This is a genomic window from Pseudomonas fluorescens (assembly GCF_040448305.1).
GTDB lineage: Bacteria > Pseudomonadota > Gammaproteobacteria > Pseudomonadales > Pseudomonadaceae > Aquipseudomonas > Aquipseudomonas fluorescens_BH.
Window position 1 is genome coordinate 5120577 of sequence record NZ_CP148752.1, and the last position, 16455, is coordinate 5137031.

Below are 16455 nucleotides of genomic sequence, written 5' to 3' on the forward strand. Positions count from 1 at the left end.
GGCGCCTGCATCGCGAGCAGGCTCGCTCCCACAAGGGATCTCCAGTGGTGTCGATATTTCGTTACGGACAAACAACAAGGGGGCGAATTTTCATCCGCCCCCTGCTTACCCGCTTATTCCTGTGGTTCTTCGTCAGCGGCGGCGTCGAGTTGCTGGTCTTCGGCAACGTCGTCGATCACGACTTCACCGACAAACCCTTCACCCTCTTCACCTTCCAGCTCTTCACCCTCGACTTCCGACGGCTCCTGAACCCGCTCCAGCCCGACCAGTGTTTCGTCGTTGGCCAGTTTGATCAGGGTCACGCCCTGGGTGTTACGACCCAGGCTGGACACTTCGTCGACACGGGTGCGCACCAGGGTGCCCTGGTCGGAAATCAGCATGATCTCCTCGCCATCGAGTACCTGGACCGCACCGACCAGACGGCCGTTACGTTCGTTGCTGACCATGGCGATAACGCCCTGACCGCCACGCTTGTACTCAGGGAACTCGGTGATCGCCGTGCGCTTGCCGTAGCCACGCGCCGAAGCGGTGAGGATCTGGCTGCCTTCTTCCGGGATCAGCATGGAAATCAGCTTCTGCCCTTCCGGCAGACGCATGCCGCGCACACCGCGGGCGGTACGGCCCATGGCGCGAACGTCGGATTCCTTGAAGCGGGTAACCTTGCCGCCGTCGGAGAACAGCATCACTTCGCGCTCGCCATCGGTGATGGCCGCGCTGATCAATACGTCGCCTTCATCCAGCTCCAGCGCGATCAGGCCGACGCTGCGTTGACGGCTGAAGGATTCCAGCGGGGTCTTCTTCACGGTGCCGTTGGCGGTGGCCATGAAGATGTAGTGACCTTCGGTGTATTCCTCGACCGGCAGCATGGTGGTGATGTATTCACCATCATCCAGCGGCAACAGGTTGACCAGCGGACGACCACGGGCAGCGCGGGACGCTTCTGGGATTTCGTAGGTTTTCAGCCAGTACACCTTGCCCTTGCTGGAGAACAGCAGCAGCGTGGTGTGACTGTTGGCAACCAGCAGGTGAGCGATGTAGTCCTCATCCTTGACGCCGGTCGCCGACTTGCCTTTACCGCCACGACGCTGGGCCTGGTACGCAGCCAGCGGCTGGGTCTTGGCGTAGCCACCGTGGGAAATGGTCACGACGCGCTCTTCTTCCGGGATCATGTCACCCAGGGTCAGGTCGAGACGGGCATCAAGGATTTCGGTACGACGCACGTCGCCGTACTCGGCGCGAATCACTTCCAGCTCTTCGCGGATCACTTCCATCAGGCGCGTGGCGCTGTTGAGGATGCGGATCAGCTCGCCGATCTGGTTGAGGATCTCTTGATACTCGGCCAGCAGTTTTTCGTGTTCCAGACCGGTCAGGCGGTGCAGACGCAGCTCCAGAATGGCTTGCGCCTGCTCTGGCGACAGGAAGTACTTGCCGTCGCGCAGACCGTATTGCGGATCGAGGTTTTCCGGACGGCACGAATCGGCGCCGGCACGCTCGACCATTGCCACCACGGCCGAGGATTCCCAAGGGGTGCTGATCAGCGCTTCCTTGGCTTCCGACGGCGTTGGCGACGCCTTGATCAGGGCGATGACCGGGTCGATGTTCGACAGGGCAACCGCTTGACCTTCAAGGATGTGACCACGCTCGCGCGCCTTGCGCAGTTCGAACACGGTACGACGGGTCACCACTTCACGGCGGTGACGAACGAAGGCTTCCAGCAGGTCCTTGAGGTTCAGGATCCGCGGACGGCCGTCGATCAGCGCGACGATGTTGATACCGAACACTGCTTGTAGCTGGGTCTGGGCGTAGAGGTTGTTGAGGATGACCTCAGGCACTTCGCCGCGACGCAACTCGATCACGACGCGCATACCGTCCTTGTCGGACTCGTCGCGCAGTTCGGTGATGCCTTCAAGCTTCTTCTCTTTGACCAGCTCGGCGATCTTCTCGATCAGACGCGCCTTGTTCAACTGGTAAGGGAGCTCGGTGATGACGATCTGCTGACGGCCACCGACCTTGTCGATGTCTTCGATCATCGAGCGGGCGCGCATGTAAATGCGCCCGCGACCGGTGCGATAAGCTTCGATGATGCCGGCGCGACCGTTGATGATCGCGGCGGTCGGGAAGTCCGGACCGGGGATGTATTGCATCAGTTCATCGACGGTCAGCTCGGGGTTGTCGATGAGCGCCAGGCAACCGTCGATGACTTCACCGAGGTTGTGCGGCGGAATGTTGGTCGCCATGCCCACGGCGATACCGCTGGAGCCGTTGACCAGCAGGTTGGGAATACGGGTCGGCATGACCGCCGGGATCATTTCGGTGCCGTCGTAGTTCGGCACCCAGTCCACGGTTTCTTTATGCAGGTCAGCCAGCAACTCATGCGCCAGCTTGGTCATGCGCACTTCGGTGTATCGCATGGCCGCGGCGTTGTCGCCGTCCACCGAACCGAAGTTGCCCTGGCCGTCTACCAGCAGGTAGCGCAGGGAGAATGGCTGTGCCATCCGAACGATGGTGTCGTACACCGCGGTATCACCGTGCGGGTGATACTTACCGATCACGTCACCGACAACACGGGCAGATTTCTTGTACGGCTTGTTGAAGTCGTTGCCCAGCTCGCTCATCGCGAACAGCACGCGCCGGTGCACGGGCTTCAAGCCATCGCGCGCATCCGGCAGTGCCCGCCCGACAATTACGCTCATCGCGTAGTCGAGGTAGGACTGCTTCAGCTCGTCTTCGATATTGACCGGGAGGATTTCTTTGGCCAGTTCGCCCATGAGAAGCCTGATTCCTTTTTCTGGTGAAACTTCGTCAGGACCAACGAAGCTCGCCGCTGCAGGCTCAGTGCCATGCATTGGCTTACAACAAATCAACGAGTTATGCCATGGATCTGCGCAGTACGGGTCGCCACTTCGGGCAACCCTGGAAACCGCCGGATGTTATCACAAGAGCCGCCACGCACCTATCCCCCAGATGCGCATGGAGAGTAGTTAGTTGACCGGTGACAGGCTTGAAGGGGACGAGAGAGGCTTAGAGCCGTTTTGAAAGGGGAATTCAGGGCAGGATCTGGCTGATTCGTGGGCTTTGAGGGCCTCTTCGCGAGCTGGCTCGCTCCCACAGTGGTTCTTTATTGTGCCGACAATTGCGGTCACACCTCGATCAACTGTGGGAGCGAGCCTGCTCGCGATGGCGATTCCTCAGACGCCAGCGATGATCAATGCAGACGCTTACGGCACATCAACTGCGCCATTTTCGCCGTATCCGGGCGTTCGACGATGCCTTTTTCGGTGACGATCGCATCGATCAGGTCCGCCGGCGTCACGTCGAATACCGGGTTAAAGGCATGGACATCAGCGCCGACTCGCTTGCCACCGACCTCCAGCAACTCGCGACCATCACGTTCTTCAATTGGAATGTCATCGCCACTGGCCAGATTCATGTCGATGGTCGAACTCGGTGCCACCACCATGAAGCGCACGCCGTGGTGCATGGCGTTGACGGCCAGTTGATAGGTGCCGATCTTGTTGGCCACGTCGCCATTGGCGGTGATCCGGTCAGCGCCGACGATGACCCAGGTAGGGCCTTTGGTCTTCATGATATGGGCTGCGGCGGAATCGACATTGAGGGTCACGGGAATGCCTTCATTGGCCAGTTCCCACGCGGTCAGCCGCGACCCCTGCAGCCATGGGCGGGTTTCGTCGACATAGACCTGCTCGACCATACCCTCGATGAAAGCCCCACGAATCACCCCCAGCGCGGTACCAAAGCCGCCCGTGGCCAGCGCGCCGGTATTGCAGTGGGTGAGGATCGCCTGAGCGTTGCCCTGATGCTTGCGGATCAGATCGACACCCAGTTGCGCCATGGTCAGATTGGCTTCGCGATCACTTTCGTGAATGGCGATGGCCTCGGCCTCCAGCACCTCCAGCGGATCGGCATTGTCCTTCAGGCGATCAAGCCGGTCGTGCATGCGGCCCAGCGCCCAGAACAGGTTGACCGCAGTAGGACGGGAATCGGCCAACAGCATGAAATCCTCTTCCAGTGCAGCGTACCAGTCACCACCTTCGGCAATCCGGGCGCGGGCCGCCAGTACGATGCCATAGGCTGCACTAATGCCGATGGCCGGCGCGCCACGCACCACCATCGAGCGAATGGCCTCGGCCACGCCAGCGGCGCTGGTGTAGGCAATCCAGGTTTCCTCGAACGGCAAAATACGCTGATCCAGCAGATGGAGAGCGCCATCACGCCAATCGATGGCCTTTACCTTTTCCGCAGCCAACAGTCGATCGCGCATCCCTCACCCCGCACTCATGAACAAAAGCCGCCGATTATAGCGATCCCCCCGCGAAGACGCTCGGGTATACTTCGCCATCCTATACAAAAGCACTGGAACCGACCCTCGATGCCGAACACTGCCGCTGCGCTCGACCTGTTATTGCTGCCGACCTGGCTGGTACCCGTCGAACCTGCTGGTGTTGTCCTCAAGGAACATGGCGTGGGCATCCGTGATGGACGCATCGTGTTTATCGGCCCACGTTCCGCCGCGCTGAAGCTTAACGCAACCGAAACCCGCGAATTGCCCGACATGCTGCTCAGCCCCGGCCTGATCAATGCCCACGGGCACGCGGCGATGACGCTGTTCCGTGGCCTGGCCGATGACCTGCCATTGATGACCTGGCTGGAAAACCACATCTGGCCCGCCGAAGCCAAGTGGGTCGACGAGGACTTCGTGCGCGACGGCACGGATCTGGCCATCGCCGAGCAAATCAAAGGCGGCATCACCTGTTTCTCTGACATGTACTTCTTCCCGAAGGTTGCCAGTGAGCGCGTGCACAACAGCGGCATTCGTGCGCAGATCGCGATTCCGATCCTCGATTTCCCTATTCCGGGTGCCGCTACAGCGGACGAAGCCATTCGTCAGGGCGTTGAACTGTTTGGCGATCTCAAGCACCACGAGCGCATCAAAATCACCTTCGGCCCCCATGCACCCTACACCGTGGGCGATGATAACCTGGAAAAAATCCGGGTAATTGCCGAAGAACTGGACGCCTCGATCCACATGCACGTACATGAAACGGCGTTTGAAGTGCAGCAATCGGTCGAGCAGCGCGGTGAACGCCCGCTGGCCCGACTGGCGCGCCTAGGCTTGCTCGGGCCACGCTTCCAGGCGGTTCACATGACCCAGGTCAGCGAAGAAGACCTGGCGCTACTGGTAGAAAGCAACAGCAATGTGATTCATTGCCCCGAGTCGAACCTCAAGCTGGCCAGCGGGTTCTGCCCGGTCGAGCGTTTGTGGCAGGCCGGGGTCAATGTTGCGGTCGGCACCGACGGCGCGGCCAGCAACAATGACCTGGACCTGCTCGGCGAAACCCGCACCGCGGCTCTGCTGGCCAAGGCTGTCGCCGGCTCGGCCACCGCACTGGATGCCCATCGTGCCTTGCGCATGGCCACCCTCAATGGCGCCCGGGCACTGGGTATCGAGGCCGAAGTCGGCTCGCTGGAAATCGGCAAAGCGGCGGACATGGTGGCTTTCGATCTCTCGGGCCTGGCTCAGCAGCCGGTCTACGACCCGGTTTCGCAGCTTATATACGCTACCGGCCGGGACTGCGTGAAACACCTTTGGGTTGCCGGCAAGCAGTTGCTCGACGACCGTCGCCTGACACGCCTGGATGAACAACAGCTTGGCACTGTCGCAAAGGCCTGGGGCCAGCGCATCAGTGGCCGCACCGAATCGTAAGCACCCTGGAGCACAATCCGGGGCAACAGGATTTTTCAAGTTTTAGAGGACTTAAACCATGAGCAACGTCGACTACGCCGAAATCGCCAAATTCGAGGCCCTGGCCCATCGCTGGTGGGACCGCGAAAGCGAATTCAAACCGCTGCACGACATCAACCCGCTGCGAGTCAACTGGATTGACGAGCGCGTCAATCTGGCCGGCAAGAAGGTCCTCGACATCGGTTGCGGCGGCGGCATCCTCAGCGAAGCCATGGCTCAGCGCGGCGCGACCGTGATGGGTATCGACATGGGCGAAGCGCCGTTGGCGGTTGCCCAACTGCATCAGCTGGAGTCGGGCGTGAGCGTCGAGTACCGGCAGATCACCGCCGAAGCCCTGGCCGAGGAAATGCCCGAGCAGTTCGACGTGGTCACCTGCCTGGAAATGCTTGAGCACGTGCCGGACCCGTCGTCGGTCATCCGTGCCTGCTTCCGTATGGTCAAGCCCGGCGGCCAGGTGTTCTTCTCGACCATCAACCGCAATCCGAAGGCGTACCTGTTCGCCATCGTCGGCGCCGAATACATCATGAAGCTGCTGCCGCGCGGCACCCACGACTTCAAGAAATTCATCCGCCCTTCCGAACTCGGCGCCTGGAGCCGCATGGCCGGCCTGACCGTCAAGGACATCATCGGCCTGACCTACAACCCGCTGACCAAGCACTACAAACTGGCCTCCGACGTGGACGTCAACTACATGATCCAGACCCTGCGCGAGGAGTAAGCCGATGCCAATCAGAGCAGTTCTTTTCGACATGGACGGCACCCTGCTCGACACCGCGCCGGACTTCATTGCGATCTGTCAGGCGATGCGTGCCGACCGTGGCTTGCCACCGATGAACGACAAGCACATCCGCGACGAGATTTCCGGCGGCGCCAAGGCGATGGTCGCGGTGACCTTCGCCATGGACCCGGAATCGCCGGGGTTCGAGGAACTGCGCCTGGAATTCCTGGAGCGCTACCTCGTGGGTTGTGCAGTCCACAGCAAACTGTTCGACGGCATGGGCGAACTGCTGGCGGACATCGAGAAGGCCAACCTGGTCTGGGGCGTGGTCACCAACAAGCCGCTGCGCTTCGCCGAGCCGATCATGCAACAGCTGGGGCTGGCTGAACGCTCGGCGCTGCTGATCTGCCCGGATCATGTAAAAAACAGCAAACCGGACCCGGAACCGCTGATCCTCGCCTGCAAGATGCTCGACCTGGATCCGGCCAGCGTGCTGTTCGTCGGCGATGACCTGCGCGACATCGAGTCAGGCCGCGATGCCGGCACCAAGACTGCTGCGGTGACCTTCGGCTATATCCACCCGGATGATAATCCGCGGCATTGGGGTGCGGATGTGGTGGTCGATCATCCGCTGGAGTTGCGCAAGGTGCTTGATAGCGCGCTTTGCAGCTGCTGAGTCGAATCGCTTTTTTGTAGGAGCGAGCTTGCTCGCGAATAACCTGAGAACGCCGCTGGGTGTCAGGCTTTACGCGTAATCGTTGACGACCATCGCGAGCAAGCTCGCTCCTACAAGGGCCGCTGTCTTCTGATTTGTTGAGGTTTTTTATGTTTGATTATTCCGCCCGCCCCGAACTGCTCAAGGATCGGGTCATTCTGGTCACCGGCGCAGGACGCGGCATCGGCGCCGCAGCGGCAAAAACCTACGCGGCCCACGGCGCAACCGTGCTGTTGCTGGGCAAGACCGAAGCCAACCTGACCCAGGTCTACGACGAAATCGAAGCCGCCGGCCATCCACAACCGGCGGTGATCCCGTTCAACCTCGAAACCGCCCTGCCCCATCAATACGATGAGCTGGCGGCGATGATCGAAAGCGAATTCGGGCATCTCGACGGCCTGCTGCACAATGCTTCGATCATCGGCCCGCGCACGCCGATCGAGCAGCTTTCCGGCGAAAACTTCATGCGGGTCATGCAAGTCAACGTCAACGCCATGTTCATGCTCACCAGCACACTGCTGCCGCTGCTCAAGCTGTCGCAGGATGCCTCGGTGGTGTTCACCTCCAGCAGCGTCGGCCGCAAGGGACGTGCGTACTGGGGCGCTTACGGTGTCTCCAAATTCGCCACTGAAGGCCTGATGCAAACCCTGGCTGACGAAGTCGATACCGTGGCCCCGGTACGCTCCAACAGCATCAACCCGGGCGCTACCCGCACCAGCATGCGCGCCCAGGCTTACCCGGGCGAAAATCCGCTGAACAACCCGACGCCCGAGGAGATCATGCCGGTCTACCTCTATCTGATGGGCCCGGACAGCACTGGTATCAATGGCCAGGCGTTCAACGCCCAGTAACGACCGCACGTCGCTTTTTGGTGCCGCGCCAGCTTCCTGTCGCGGCACTCGAAGGCTCCCGGACTCGAGCCAGGCATCTGTCAAACAAACGTCACACTCTGCACTACACAGGTAGCGAACGAACATCAACCGCTTGATTTAAAACAGATTTTATTCGGATGAACCGAATGGCACGACTTTCGCTCTAAGTTTGCTCAGACACGCAACGTGAAAGCAGACGGGGGGTGAAGCTTGAGTGCTGAGATTACTCATCTTCTACAAAGCGGATTAAACTTGTACGAAATGTCCTACGGGACTGACGGACCAGTACGACGCGCAGCCCTAAGCCGCTCTCACCCTGCTTGTAAGACAGCCTTACTGCTTAGGGGCGCACGCCTTATGAAACCACCTTCCCAGACCAACGCAATTGACTTCGATAGCGCCAAATTGCAGCGCCTGGGCTTTGGTCAGCAGCCGCCTCTTCTGGAAAGGCCTGTCAGTCTTGCGCAATTGCGCCAGCAACTGAGCCTGCAGTTGCAAACCAGTCTGGAGCCGCAACGCATTCTTGGGACTTTCTATCGCGAAATTCAGCGATTGGTGCCATTGGACGCCTTGTGCTACCTGCACAAGAGCAGTGACCTGCGCCTGGAGTTCGGTCAACGCGGCCACCATTCCATCAGTTACAGCCTCAGCCACGAAGGCGAACACCTGGGTGAGCTGACTTTCCGTCGCAATCAGCGTTTCAGCGAACAGGAACAGGGCAATCTCGAATCACTGCTGGCCGCGCTGCTTTTCCCGATGCGCAACGCGCTGCTTTACCGTACCGCCACCCAAAGCGCACTGCGCGACCCGCTGACGGGCACCGGCAACCGCATCGCCATGGACCAGACGCTGCAAAGGGAAATCGAGCTGTCCCGGCGCCATCTGCAACCGTTGTCGGTGCTGATGCTGGACATCGATCATTTCAAGCAAGTCAATGACACCCATGGTCACAGCACTGGCGATGACGTACTCAAGGCGGTCGCCGCCACGATCAAAAACCAGCTGCGCAACGTGGACATGGTGTTTCGCTATGGCGGTGAAGAGTTCCTGATCCTGCTGTCCAATACCAGCCGCGAGGCCGCGGCCATGGTCGGTGAGCGGCTGCGGTTTGCAGCGCAGTCTGAAGAGTACCTGGCCGATGGTCATACGATCGTGCTGACGGTCAGCCTCGGCTGTTCGACCCTGTTGCCCGGCGAGTCTACCGAAAGCCTGTTGCGACGGGCAGACAGCGCGTTGTATGTGGCCAAGCGCGAAGGTCGTAACCGGCTGGAGATGGCGGGCTGATTTTTCAGTCACCACACAAACCAATGTGGGAGCGAGCCTGCTCGCGCATGGGATCTGACCGTCAACAATGATGTTGACTGACAGTCCGCATTCGCAAGCAGGCTCGCTCCCACAGTTTTTTTCAAGCAGCGATTGAATCAGCCTTCAGCCAATGCCATCCGCTCACGCACGACCGGTGCCCGCTCTGCGTGCTCCAATTGCATGCAACGTTCGAGAAACAGGTGCATGTAGTCGTAACTCTTGCAAACGGCCTGACGCAGCTCCACCTGCAGAGATTTGCTCGGGTTGGTGCCCGCCAATGTGCAGATGATCTCCAGGGCTTCCCATGGATGGGCATCGTCGTACTGGGCATGCATCTTCAGCCACTTCATCGCCCGCTTGCGATCTTCCTCGGGGAACGAGGCGGCGTAGATACCGTTGGAACAAACCACCGCCGACCATTCCCCGGTCGCCCCTTCAATGGCGTAGTTGGTGGCGGCAATCGCAACGATCAGCGAATCGGCGGAACTGGTGTGCCAGCACCAATGGCTCAGGGCGTGAAGCTCGGGGGGGACCTGCTGGGCCTGCAGCTCTTCGAGGCTGACACCGTGCGCGCGACTCCAGTGCACCCAGTAATCGGCGTGGTTCAATTCGACGCGGATGTTGCGCATCAGCCAGCGACGGGCCATGTCTTCGCCGGGATGACGGGCAAAGCGGGTCTTGGTCAGGTTTTGTGCCATATACAACGCGAACTGTTCGACCACCGGCCAGCCACCGATCAGGTACTGGCGCATGGTCTTCGCACTGAGCTTGTTGTCTCGCATGCGTTGGTACAGTTCGTGTTCGACAACCCGGCGCTTGCTCTCGCTGCAATCCTGGATCAGGCGCTGGGCCCATGCAGGGTAACTTGCAGCTTCCATGAGCGGTCCGGTTCGGATGAATGTGTCGATCACTGTCGAGCTCCTTTTGATTGTGATTGTGAGACCGGCAGGAATTTCAACGGAACGTGCCAGGCGCCTTGAATAACAGCGGCTGAGGTCTGGCAGGACGACTTAACAAGCTATCGCCGGTAAACAACTGCGGGCGTTCAATCACATACCCTTGAGCGTAATCCACCCCGATCTCCAGCAATGCCTGCTCGATCTGGGGCGTTTCGACAAACTCGGCAATCGTGCGCTTACCCATCACATGGCCAATGTGATTGATCACTTCGACCATGGCGCGGTTAATCGGGTCGTCCAGCATATCCTTTACGAAACTCCCGTCGATCTTCAGGAAGTCTACAGGCAAATGTTTCAGGTATGCGAATGAGGACATTCCGGCACAAAAATCATCCAGTGAAAAATGGCACCCTAAGCCTTTGAGTTCATTAATGAATCGAATGGCGCTGCCAAGATTTGAAATAGCGCTGGTTTCAGTGATTTCAAAACAAATCATTTCAGGCGGAATCGAATACGTCACAAACTGTTCGCGCAAGAAACCCAGGAACGCCTCATCCCCGATCGTCGTGCCTGACAGATTGATCGCACACATGGCCAGCGGCCCGGGGCCTTGCTCGGCCCGGCATTGGGCAATGATCTTGAACACGTTCTGCACCACCCAACGATCCAGCGAGCTCATCAGGCCATAACGCTCGGCAGCTGGAATGAAGCTGTCAGGCAAGATCATCCGCCCGGCTTCATCATGCAATCGCAGCAGAATTTCAATGTGCCCGCCGCCCTGATCGACATGCCCCAAGGGGGCAATTTCCTGGGCGTACAGGCAGAAGCGGTCCTCCTCCAGCGCCATGTGCAAACGCTGCACCCAGGCCATTTCGCCGAAGCGCAGGGACAATTCCGAGTCATCCGGATGATAGACCTGGACCCGGTTCCGGCCCTTTTCCTTGGCCATGTAGCACGCCATGTCGGCAGCACGTAGCGAGGTTTCGAGCGTCGTCGGATTCTGTGCGACATGGACCAGCCCGATACTGACAGTGGTCACGAAAGGCCGGCCCTTCCAGACAAAATGCAGATTCTGCACAGTCTGTCGCAGGCTTTCGGCAATTTTCTCCGCCGCTTCCGGTGCGCAGTTTTCCAGCAGGATGCCGAACTCGTCGCCGCCAAGGCGCGCCAGGGTATCGCCTTCGCGCAACCCGGATTGCAACAAGGCACAGATATGCCGCAACAGTTCGTCGCCCGCCGCGTGGCCGCTGGTATCGTTAACCAGTTTGAACTGATCCAGATCGAGGAACATCAGGGCATGGCGACCCGCGTAGCGGGTCAGGTTATGCAGCGCCTGTTCCAGGCGATATTCGAACTCTCGGCGGTTGGCAAGCCCGGTCAAGGCGTCGTGGGTCGCCTGCCACGACAGATTGGCGATGTATTGCCGCTCCTGGGTCATGTCATGCAGCACCAGCACCGTCCCGCTGACTTTGCCGGCATTGCGGATCGGCGCGCCCACCAGCGTGACCGACACCGTGCTGCCGTCCAGGCGTTGAATCAGCTTGGAGTGTTCACTGCCGCCACTGAGCTGGCCGCTGAGAATATGCTCGATCAGGGTGAAACCGTCGGTCTGGGCATTTTCGTCCAGCAGGTTGAACAGCGCCGCCAGCGGCAACCCCGTCGCCTGCTCGGCCTTCCAGTGGGTCAACGCTTCGGCCGCCGGATTCATGTAGGCAATCGCACCGGAAACATCCGTGGTGATCACGCCGTCGCCAATCGATTGCAGGGTGATCTGCGCCCGGTCTTTCTCCAGCTGCAGCGCATCGGCGAAGGCATGGCGCTGCTTGAGCAGTTTATGGGTGCGCATCAAGGCCAATGCAATCAAGCCCAGGGCGGTGGCGAGGTTGGTCACCAGCAACAGTCGCAGGATCATCCGCGAGCCTTCGCCCAAGGCATCGCTGAAGGCCTTCGCCGCCGGTGTCACACTTTCGTTGATGACGAATATCTGATCCTTCCAGCGCTTGATATCGGCATCGGTGGCCTGCCTGGCGGTGATGCGCTGATGCATCTCCCGCGCAATGGTATCGAGTTGCACCAGATACGCGTCGCCCACCCTCCAAAGGTCGATGGCTTTCTGGTGGTAACTGAAGTGCCGGAAATTCAGGTACAGCCAGATCACACTGGTGATGTCATCCGGATGGTTGCCGCCCTTGAGGATCGCCACACGTGCCGCCTCGATGTTCGGCGGCCGCTGATCGAGCGCCACACGTAATTCATGCCCGCCCTGAGGCACGGAAATGGCGTTCTGGTATTTATGAAAAATCGCTTCGTCGCCGCTGTCGGCGTAGAGGTTGAGGTAATAGATGGCGTCTTTCTGGCCCTTGGACCACAGGCTTTCGCCAGCAACATAGCCACGAACCGCCGACAGCACGTAAAGGCTAACGCCGCCCAACAAGGCTTGAAACACCACAACGGCGATAAATGGCCAGACAATGCCCAACAACCGTGGCGTTCCGAGAGTCCGCGTTTGATTCATGAGGTCCCTTGCATTAGCACTGCTTGCTCGTCTTCCGGACGAAATCGCTGTAGCTAGACTAGGTTGCGATTCCAATCCCGGCAAGCGACACGCTATGCCCGGTGGGAGTATCGCGGCCGCTGAATCCGGTCGCGGCGATGTTTTTTTATAGTAATGAAGTAGCGTCCTGTAACCTTGATATCATCTCGCTACAACCGCTGCAAATGACCGTAGAGCTTGGCGTACAGACCACCCTCGGCAATCAGCTGCTGATGATCGCCATCCTCGGCAACTTGCCCGCCGTCGAACACCAGCACACGGTCAGCCTGTTTTACTGCCGAAAGGCGGTGGGCAATAATCAACGTAGTGCGGTTGCTCAGAAACCGCGCCAGTGCCTGGTGCAGGTTGTATTCGGTGGCGGCGTCCAGCGCGGAGGTGGCTTCGTCGAGGATCACCACCTTGGGCTCGGCCAGCACCATCCGGGCGATGGCCAGGCGTTGACGCTGCCCACCCGACAAGCGCACCCCGGAGCGCCCGACGATGCTGTCCAGGCCATTGGGCAAATCCCGGACCGTGCCGTGCAATTGGGCGATTTCCAGTGCCTGCCAGCAGGCCTCGTCACTGCGTTCGCGGCCCATGGTCAGGTTGGCGCGAATGGTGTCATTGAACAGCGCCGGATGCTGCAGGACCACCGCAACATTTTCCCGCACGGTTTCCAGGCCGATCTCCTGCTGGGTCGAACCGCCGAAGCGAATGGTGCCGGCCAACGGCGTATACAAGCCCAGCAGCAGTTGCACCAGCGTGCTCTTGCCGCCGCCACTCGCACCGACGATCGCGACCTTTTCGCCGGGGGCGATGGACAGGTTCATCTGGTTCAGGACCAGTTCATCGCCGTAACCGAAGCTCAGCCCTTGTACTTCCAGCCCGACCGTTTCCCGACCGACAAATGGGTCGACTCCGCCCGGGTATTCGGGCTCATCGGCTCGGGACAGCAGTTCGTTGATCCGCGACAGCGCACCACCGGCAGCGTAGTAGGCATATTGCAGGTTCAGCAGTTGTTCCACCGGACCGATCATGAACCACAGGTAGCTGAACACCGCGAGCATCTGGCCGATTGAAAGGTCGGAAAACAGCACGGTGAGCATCGCCGCGGCCCGGAAAATATCGATGCCGAACTGGAACAGCAAACCGCTGGCCCGATTCGACGCATCGGTTTTCCATTGCGAATTCACCGCATAGTCACGCACGTCCCGGGCGCGATGCCCCAGGCGACCGAGGAAAAAACCCTGGCGGTTGCCGGCGCGAACTTCCTGGATCGCATCCAGCGTTTCGGTCAGCGCCTGGGTAAAGCGCGAGGTACTGTCGTTCTCGAGTTTCTTCAGGTGCTTGACCCGTTTGCCCAGTTGCACCGTGGCGTAGATCACCAGCGGGTTGAACAGCAGAATCAGCAGTGCCAGTTTCCAGTGCATCCACATCAGAATGCCCGCCGTGCCGACCAGGGTCAGCATGGCCACGAGGAAACGGCTGAGGGTTTCGCCGACGAATTTGTCCAGCGTGTCCAGGTCCGTCACAAGGTGCGTGGTCACCGTGCCGCTGCCCAGGCTTTCGTATTCGCCCAGGGAAATACGCTTGAGACGCTCGATCAGGCGAATGCGAATGCGGTAGACGATGTCCTTGGCCAACCCGGCGAACAATTTCGCCTGCACCACGTTGAACAGCAACGCCATGCATCGCAGGGTCAAGGTTACCAGCAGCATCAGGCCGATGTAGCCCGCGGCTTTCTGCCAGCCTTCGGGCAGCGCGTGGTTCATGATCTTCAGCGCGGCATCACCGTGCCCCAGCAACACCTCGTCCACCAGCAACGGCAGGAGCAAGGGAATCGGCACGCTGCACAAGGTCGCCAGCACGGCCACGCCATTGGCGATCCACAGGGATTTCTTGTGATGCAGGGCCAGGCGGCGGATTTCCGCCCAGCTCAGACGGTCGACACGTTTAACGGTAGCAACATCATCGGGCAGGTCATGCACAGGCAGCACGCTCCAGCCAGCGGCCGAGCAGCGGGGACAACTCGCTCAACGGCTGATAGCCATTGGTCAATAACGCCAACTGCCCATTTCGCTCAGCCAGCAACGTAGGAAAACCGGCGATACCCAGGTCCTGAACCCAAGTGAAATCGGCAGATGTCGCGGCGTGCGTATCGGCACGGTCAAACGCGGCGGCGAATTCAATTCGTGGTAGACCGGCCTGCTCTGCCAACTCCACCAGGACACTGGCGCGCGTGACATCGCGACCTTCAGCGTAAAAGGCGTGCTGAATCAGCCCGAGCAGTTTCCACGCACAATCCGGCGCCAGGTTGCGTGCAGTCACCAGCGCCCGGCAGGCAGGTTCGGTGTCGTAGACAAAACCGTCAGGCAACGCGCATTCGCGCTTGAACGGCTGACCGGTAGCCTCGGTGACCGCCTGCCAGTGTTCAAGAATGTAGCGCCGGGTGGTCGGTTCCAGCGCGGCGCCACTGCCGGTGCGCAAACCACCCACCACCAGATGCACGTCCACACCGGCGGCCGCCGCCTGCTCTACCAATGCGTTTGCAACCGGAGCAAAGCCCCAGCACCAGGAACACATCGGGTCCATCACATAGAGCAGGCGCGCAGACATGGTTCAGACCTCGGAGGATGCTTGCTTGTAGTTGAAGCCGATCGGGTGAGGCTGGTTACGAGCCTTGGCCAGTTCGATCTGCTTCTGCCGGTCGATCGCACTGCGACGGGTCTTCTCGCTCAGCTTATCCCAGCAATGCGGGCAACTGATGCCGGCCACGTAATGCTCGGACGCGCGGTCTTCCACGCTCACCGGCGTGCGGCAGGCATGACATTGATCGTAGTCGCCTTCGCTCAGGTCGTGACGAACGGTCACGCGGTTGTCGAACACGAAGCAGTCGCCCTGCCACTTGGTTTCTTCCTGCGGCACCTCTTCGAGGTACTTCAGGATGCCACCCTTGAGGTGAAAAACCTCACCGTAGCCCTCGCTGAGCATGTAGCTCGAGGCCTTCTCGCAGCGGATGCCGCCGGTGCAGAACATCGCGACCTTCTTGTGCACGGCCGGGTCGAAGTTGGCTTTGATGTAATCGGGAAATTCGCGAAAACTGGTGGTTTTCGGGTCGATGGCGCCTTCGAAGGTACCGATCGAGACTTCGTAATCGTTACGGGTGTCGATCAACAGCACTTCCGGATCGCTGATCAGGGCGTTCCAGTCTTGCGGATCGACGTAGGTGCCGACCTTTTTGTTCGGGTCCACGCCTTCCACGCCAAGGGTGACGATTTCTTTCTTGAGTTTGACTTTGGTGCGATAGAACGGCTGATCGTCGCAGTACGACTCTTTATGGTCGATGTCGTCCATGCGCGGGTCGTTCTTGAGCCAGGCCATCAGCCCGTCGATGCCTTCGCGGCTGCCGGACACGGTGCCGTTGATGCCTTCTTCGGCAATCAGCAGGGTGCCTTTGATGCCGTTGTCGACCATCGCTTGCAGCAGAGGCTCGCGCAGGGCGACGTAATCTTCCAGGGTGACGAACTTATACAGTGCCGCCACGACAATCTGTTGTGTCATGGGTAAATCTCCAGGTGGCTACCCTCGTAAGGGGTGAACCGGATGCGAAAAAAAACGCGCCGGGTTAGCGGCGCGTTGGGCATTCTAA

General features: G+C 59.8%; 12 protein-coding genes. 5 read left to right on the plus strand and 7 right to left on the minus strand.

Features of this window, described 5'->3' with window-relative positions; translation table 11 throughout:
• Positions 1-113 precede the first annotated feature (113 nt).
• Both gyrA and mtnA read right to left on the minus strand, forming a co-directional pair.
• Complete coding sequence (gene gyrA, locus WHX55_RS23155) at positions 114-2768, minus strand: DNA gyrase subunit A (protein WP_056727165.1); 2655 nt, start codon at positions 2766-2768, stop codon at positions 114-116.
• Positions 2769-3205: 437 nt separating this feature from the next.
• On the minus strand, positions 3206-4282 hold the full coding sequence (gene mtnA, locus WHX55_RS23160; RefSeq protein ID WP_056727166.1) for an S-methyl-5-thioribose-1-phosphate isomerase: 1077 nt from the start codon (positions 4280-4282) through the stop codon (positions 3206-3208).
• Positions 4283-4390: 108 nt separating this feature from the next.
• Here mtnA and WHX55_RS23165 point away from each other — a divergent pair, with 108 nt between their 5' ends.
• The 5 genes from WHX55_RS23165 to WHX55_RS23185 all read left to right on the plus strand — a co-directional run bounded on the left by WHX55_RS23165 (position 4391) and on the right by WHX55_RS23185 (position 9353).
• Positions 4391-5725 carry a TRZ/ATZ family hydrolase gene (locus WHX55_RS23165; protein ID WP_150758251.1) on the plus strand — a complete coding sequence of 445 codons (1335 nt, stop codon included), beginning with the start codon at positions 4391-4393 and terminating at the stop codon, positions 5723-5725.
• Between the two features lie 58 nt (positions 5726-5783).
• Entirely contained in the window at positions 5784-6482 is a 699-nt protein-coding gene (gene ubiG, locus WHX55_RS23170) for a bifunctional 2-polyprenyl-6-hydroxyphenol methylase/3-demethylubiquinol 3-O-methyltransferase UbiG (RefSeq protein ID WP_008148706.1), read from the plus strand.
• 4 nt (positions 6483-6486) lie between these two features.
• Positions 6487-7158 (plus strand): N-acetylmuramic acid 6-phosphate phosphatase MupP, encoded by a 672-nt coding sequence (mupP, locus tag WHX55_RS23175; protein ID WP_150758252.1) that lies wholly within the window; start codon positions 6487-6489, stop codon positions 7156-7158.
• Between the two features lie 149 nt (positions 7159-7307).
• Positions 7308-8048 carry a YciK family oxidoreductase gene (locus WHX55_RS23180; RefSeq protein WP_007999919.1) on the plus strand — a complete coding sequence of 247 codons (741 nt, stop codon included), beginning with the start codon at positions 7308-7310 and terminating at the stop codon, positions 8046-8048.
• 378 nt (positions 8049-8426) lie between these two features.
• Complete coding sequence (locus WHX55_RS23185; RefSeq protein ID WP_353741394.1) at positions 8427-9353, plus strand: GGDEF domain-containing protein; 927 nt, start codon at positions 8427-8429, stop codon at positions 9351-9353.
• 137 nt (positions 9354-9490) lie between these two features.
• On the opposite strand, the gene WHX55_RS23190 is transcribed toward WHX55_RS23185, so the two are convergent.
• The 5 genes from WHX55_RS23190 to WHX55_RS23210 all read right to left on the minus strand — a co-directional run bounded on the left by WHX55_RS23190 (position 9491) and on the right by WHX55_RS23210 (position 16367).
• Complete coding sequence (locus WHX55_RS23190) at positions 9491-10285, minus strand: iron-containing redox enzyme family protein (RefSeq protein WP_150726232.1); 795 nt, start codon at positions 10283-10285, stop codon at positions 9491-9493.
• Positions 10286-10328: 43 nt separating this feature from the next.
• Entirely contained in the window at positions 10329-12788 is a 2460-nt protein-coding gene (locus tag WHX55_RS23195) for an EAL domain-containing protein (protein ID WP_150726231.1), read from the minus strand.
• 188 nt (positions 12789-12976) lie between these two features.
• Positions 12977-14794, minus strand: coding sequence for an ABC transporter ATP-binding protein (locus WHX55_RS23200; RefSeq protein ID WP_151214606.1), 1818 nt, complete (start codon positions 14792-14794; stop codon positions 12977-12979).
• The gene (locus WHX55_RS23205) at positions 14787-15389 is read right to left on the minus strand and encodes a DsbA family protein (protein ID WP_353743079.1); all 603 of its coding nucleotides are present in this window, start codon (positions 15387-15389) and stop codon (positions 14787-14789) included. Before WHX55_RS23205 ends, WHX55_RS23200 begins: the two co-directional genes overlap by 8 nt.
• Before the next feature lie 36 nt (positions 15390-15425).
• Entirely contained in the window at positions 15426-16367 is a 942-nt protein-coding gene (locus WHX55_RS23210) for a rhodanese-related sulfurtransferase (protein WP_151214605.1), read from the minus strand.
• Between the last annotated feature and the right edge of the window lie 88 nt (positions 16368-16455).

Excerpts from the sequence above, each read along its gene's own strand:
- gyrA (WP_056727165.1), bottom strand. The coding sequence starts at position 2,768 with ATGGGCGAACTGGCCAAAGAAATCCTCCCGGTCAATATCGAAGACGAG.
- mtnA (WP_056727166.1), bottom strand. The coding sequence starts at position 4,282 with ATGCGCGATCGACTGTTGGCTGCGGAAAAGGTAAAGGCCATCGATTGG.
- WHX55_RS23165 (WP_150758251.1), top strand. The coding sequence starts at position 4,391 with ATGCCGAACACTGCCGCTGCGCTCGACCTGTTATTGCTGCCGACCTGG.
- ubiG (WP_008148706.1), top strand. The coding sequence starts at position 5,784 with ATGAGCAACGTCGACTACGCCGAAATCGCCAAATTCGAGGCCCTGGCC.
- mupP (WP_150758252.1), top strand. The coding sequence starts at position 6,487 with ATGCCAATCAGAGCAGTTCTTTTCGACATGGACGGCACCCTGCTCGAC.
- WHX55_RS23180 (WP_007999919.1), top strand. The coding sequence starts at position 7,308 with ATGTTTGATTATTCCGCCCGCCCCGAACTGCTCAAGGATCGGGTCATT.
- WHX55_RS23185 (WP_353741394.1), top strand. The coding sequence starts at position 8,427 with ATGAAACCACCTTCCCAGACCAACGCAATTGACTTCGATAGCGCCAAA.
- WHX55_RS23195 (WP_150726231.1), bottom strand. The coding sequence starts at position 12,788 with ATGAATCAAACGCGGACTCTCGGAACGCCACGGTTGTTGGGCATTGTC.
- WHX55_RS23205 (WP_353743079.1), bottom strand. The coding sequence starts at position 15,389 with ATGTGTTCCTGGTGCTGGGGCTTTGCTCCGGTTGCAAACGCATTGGTA.
- WHX55_RS23210 (WP_151214605.1), bottom strand. The coding sequence starts at position 16,367 with ATGACACAACAGATTGTCGTGGCGGCACTGTATAAGTTCGTCACCCTG.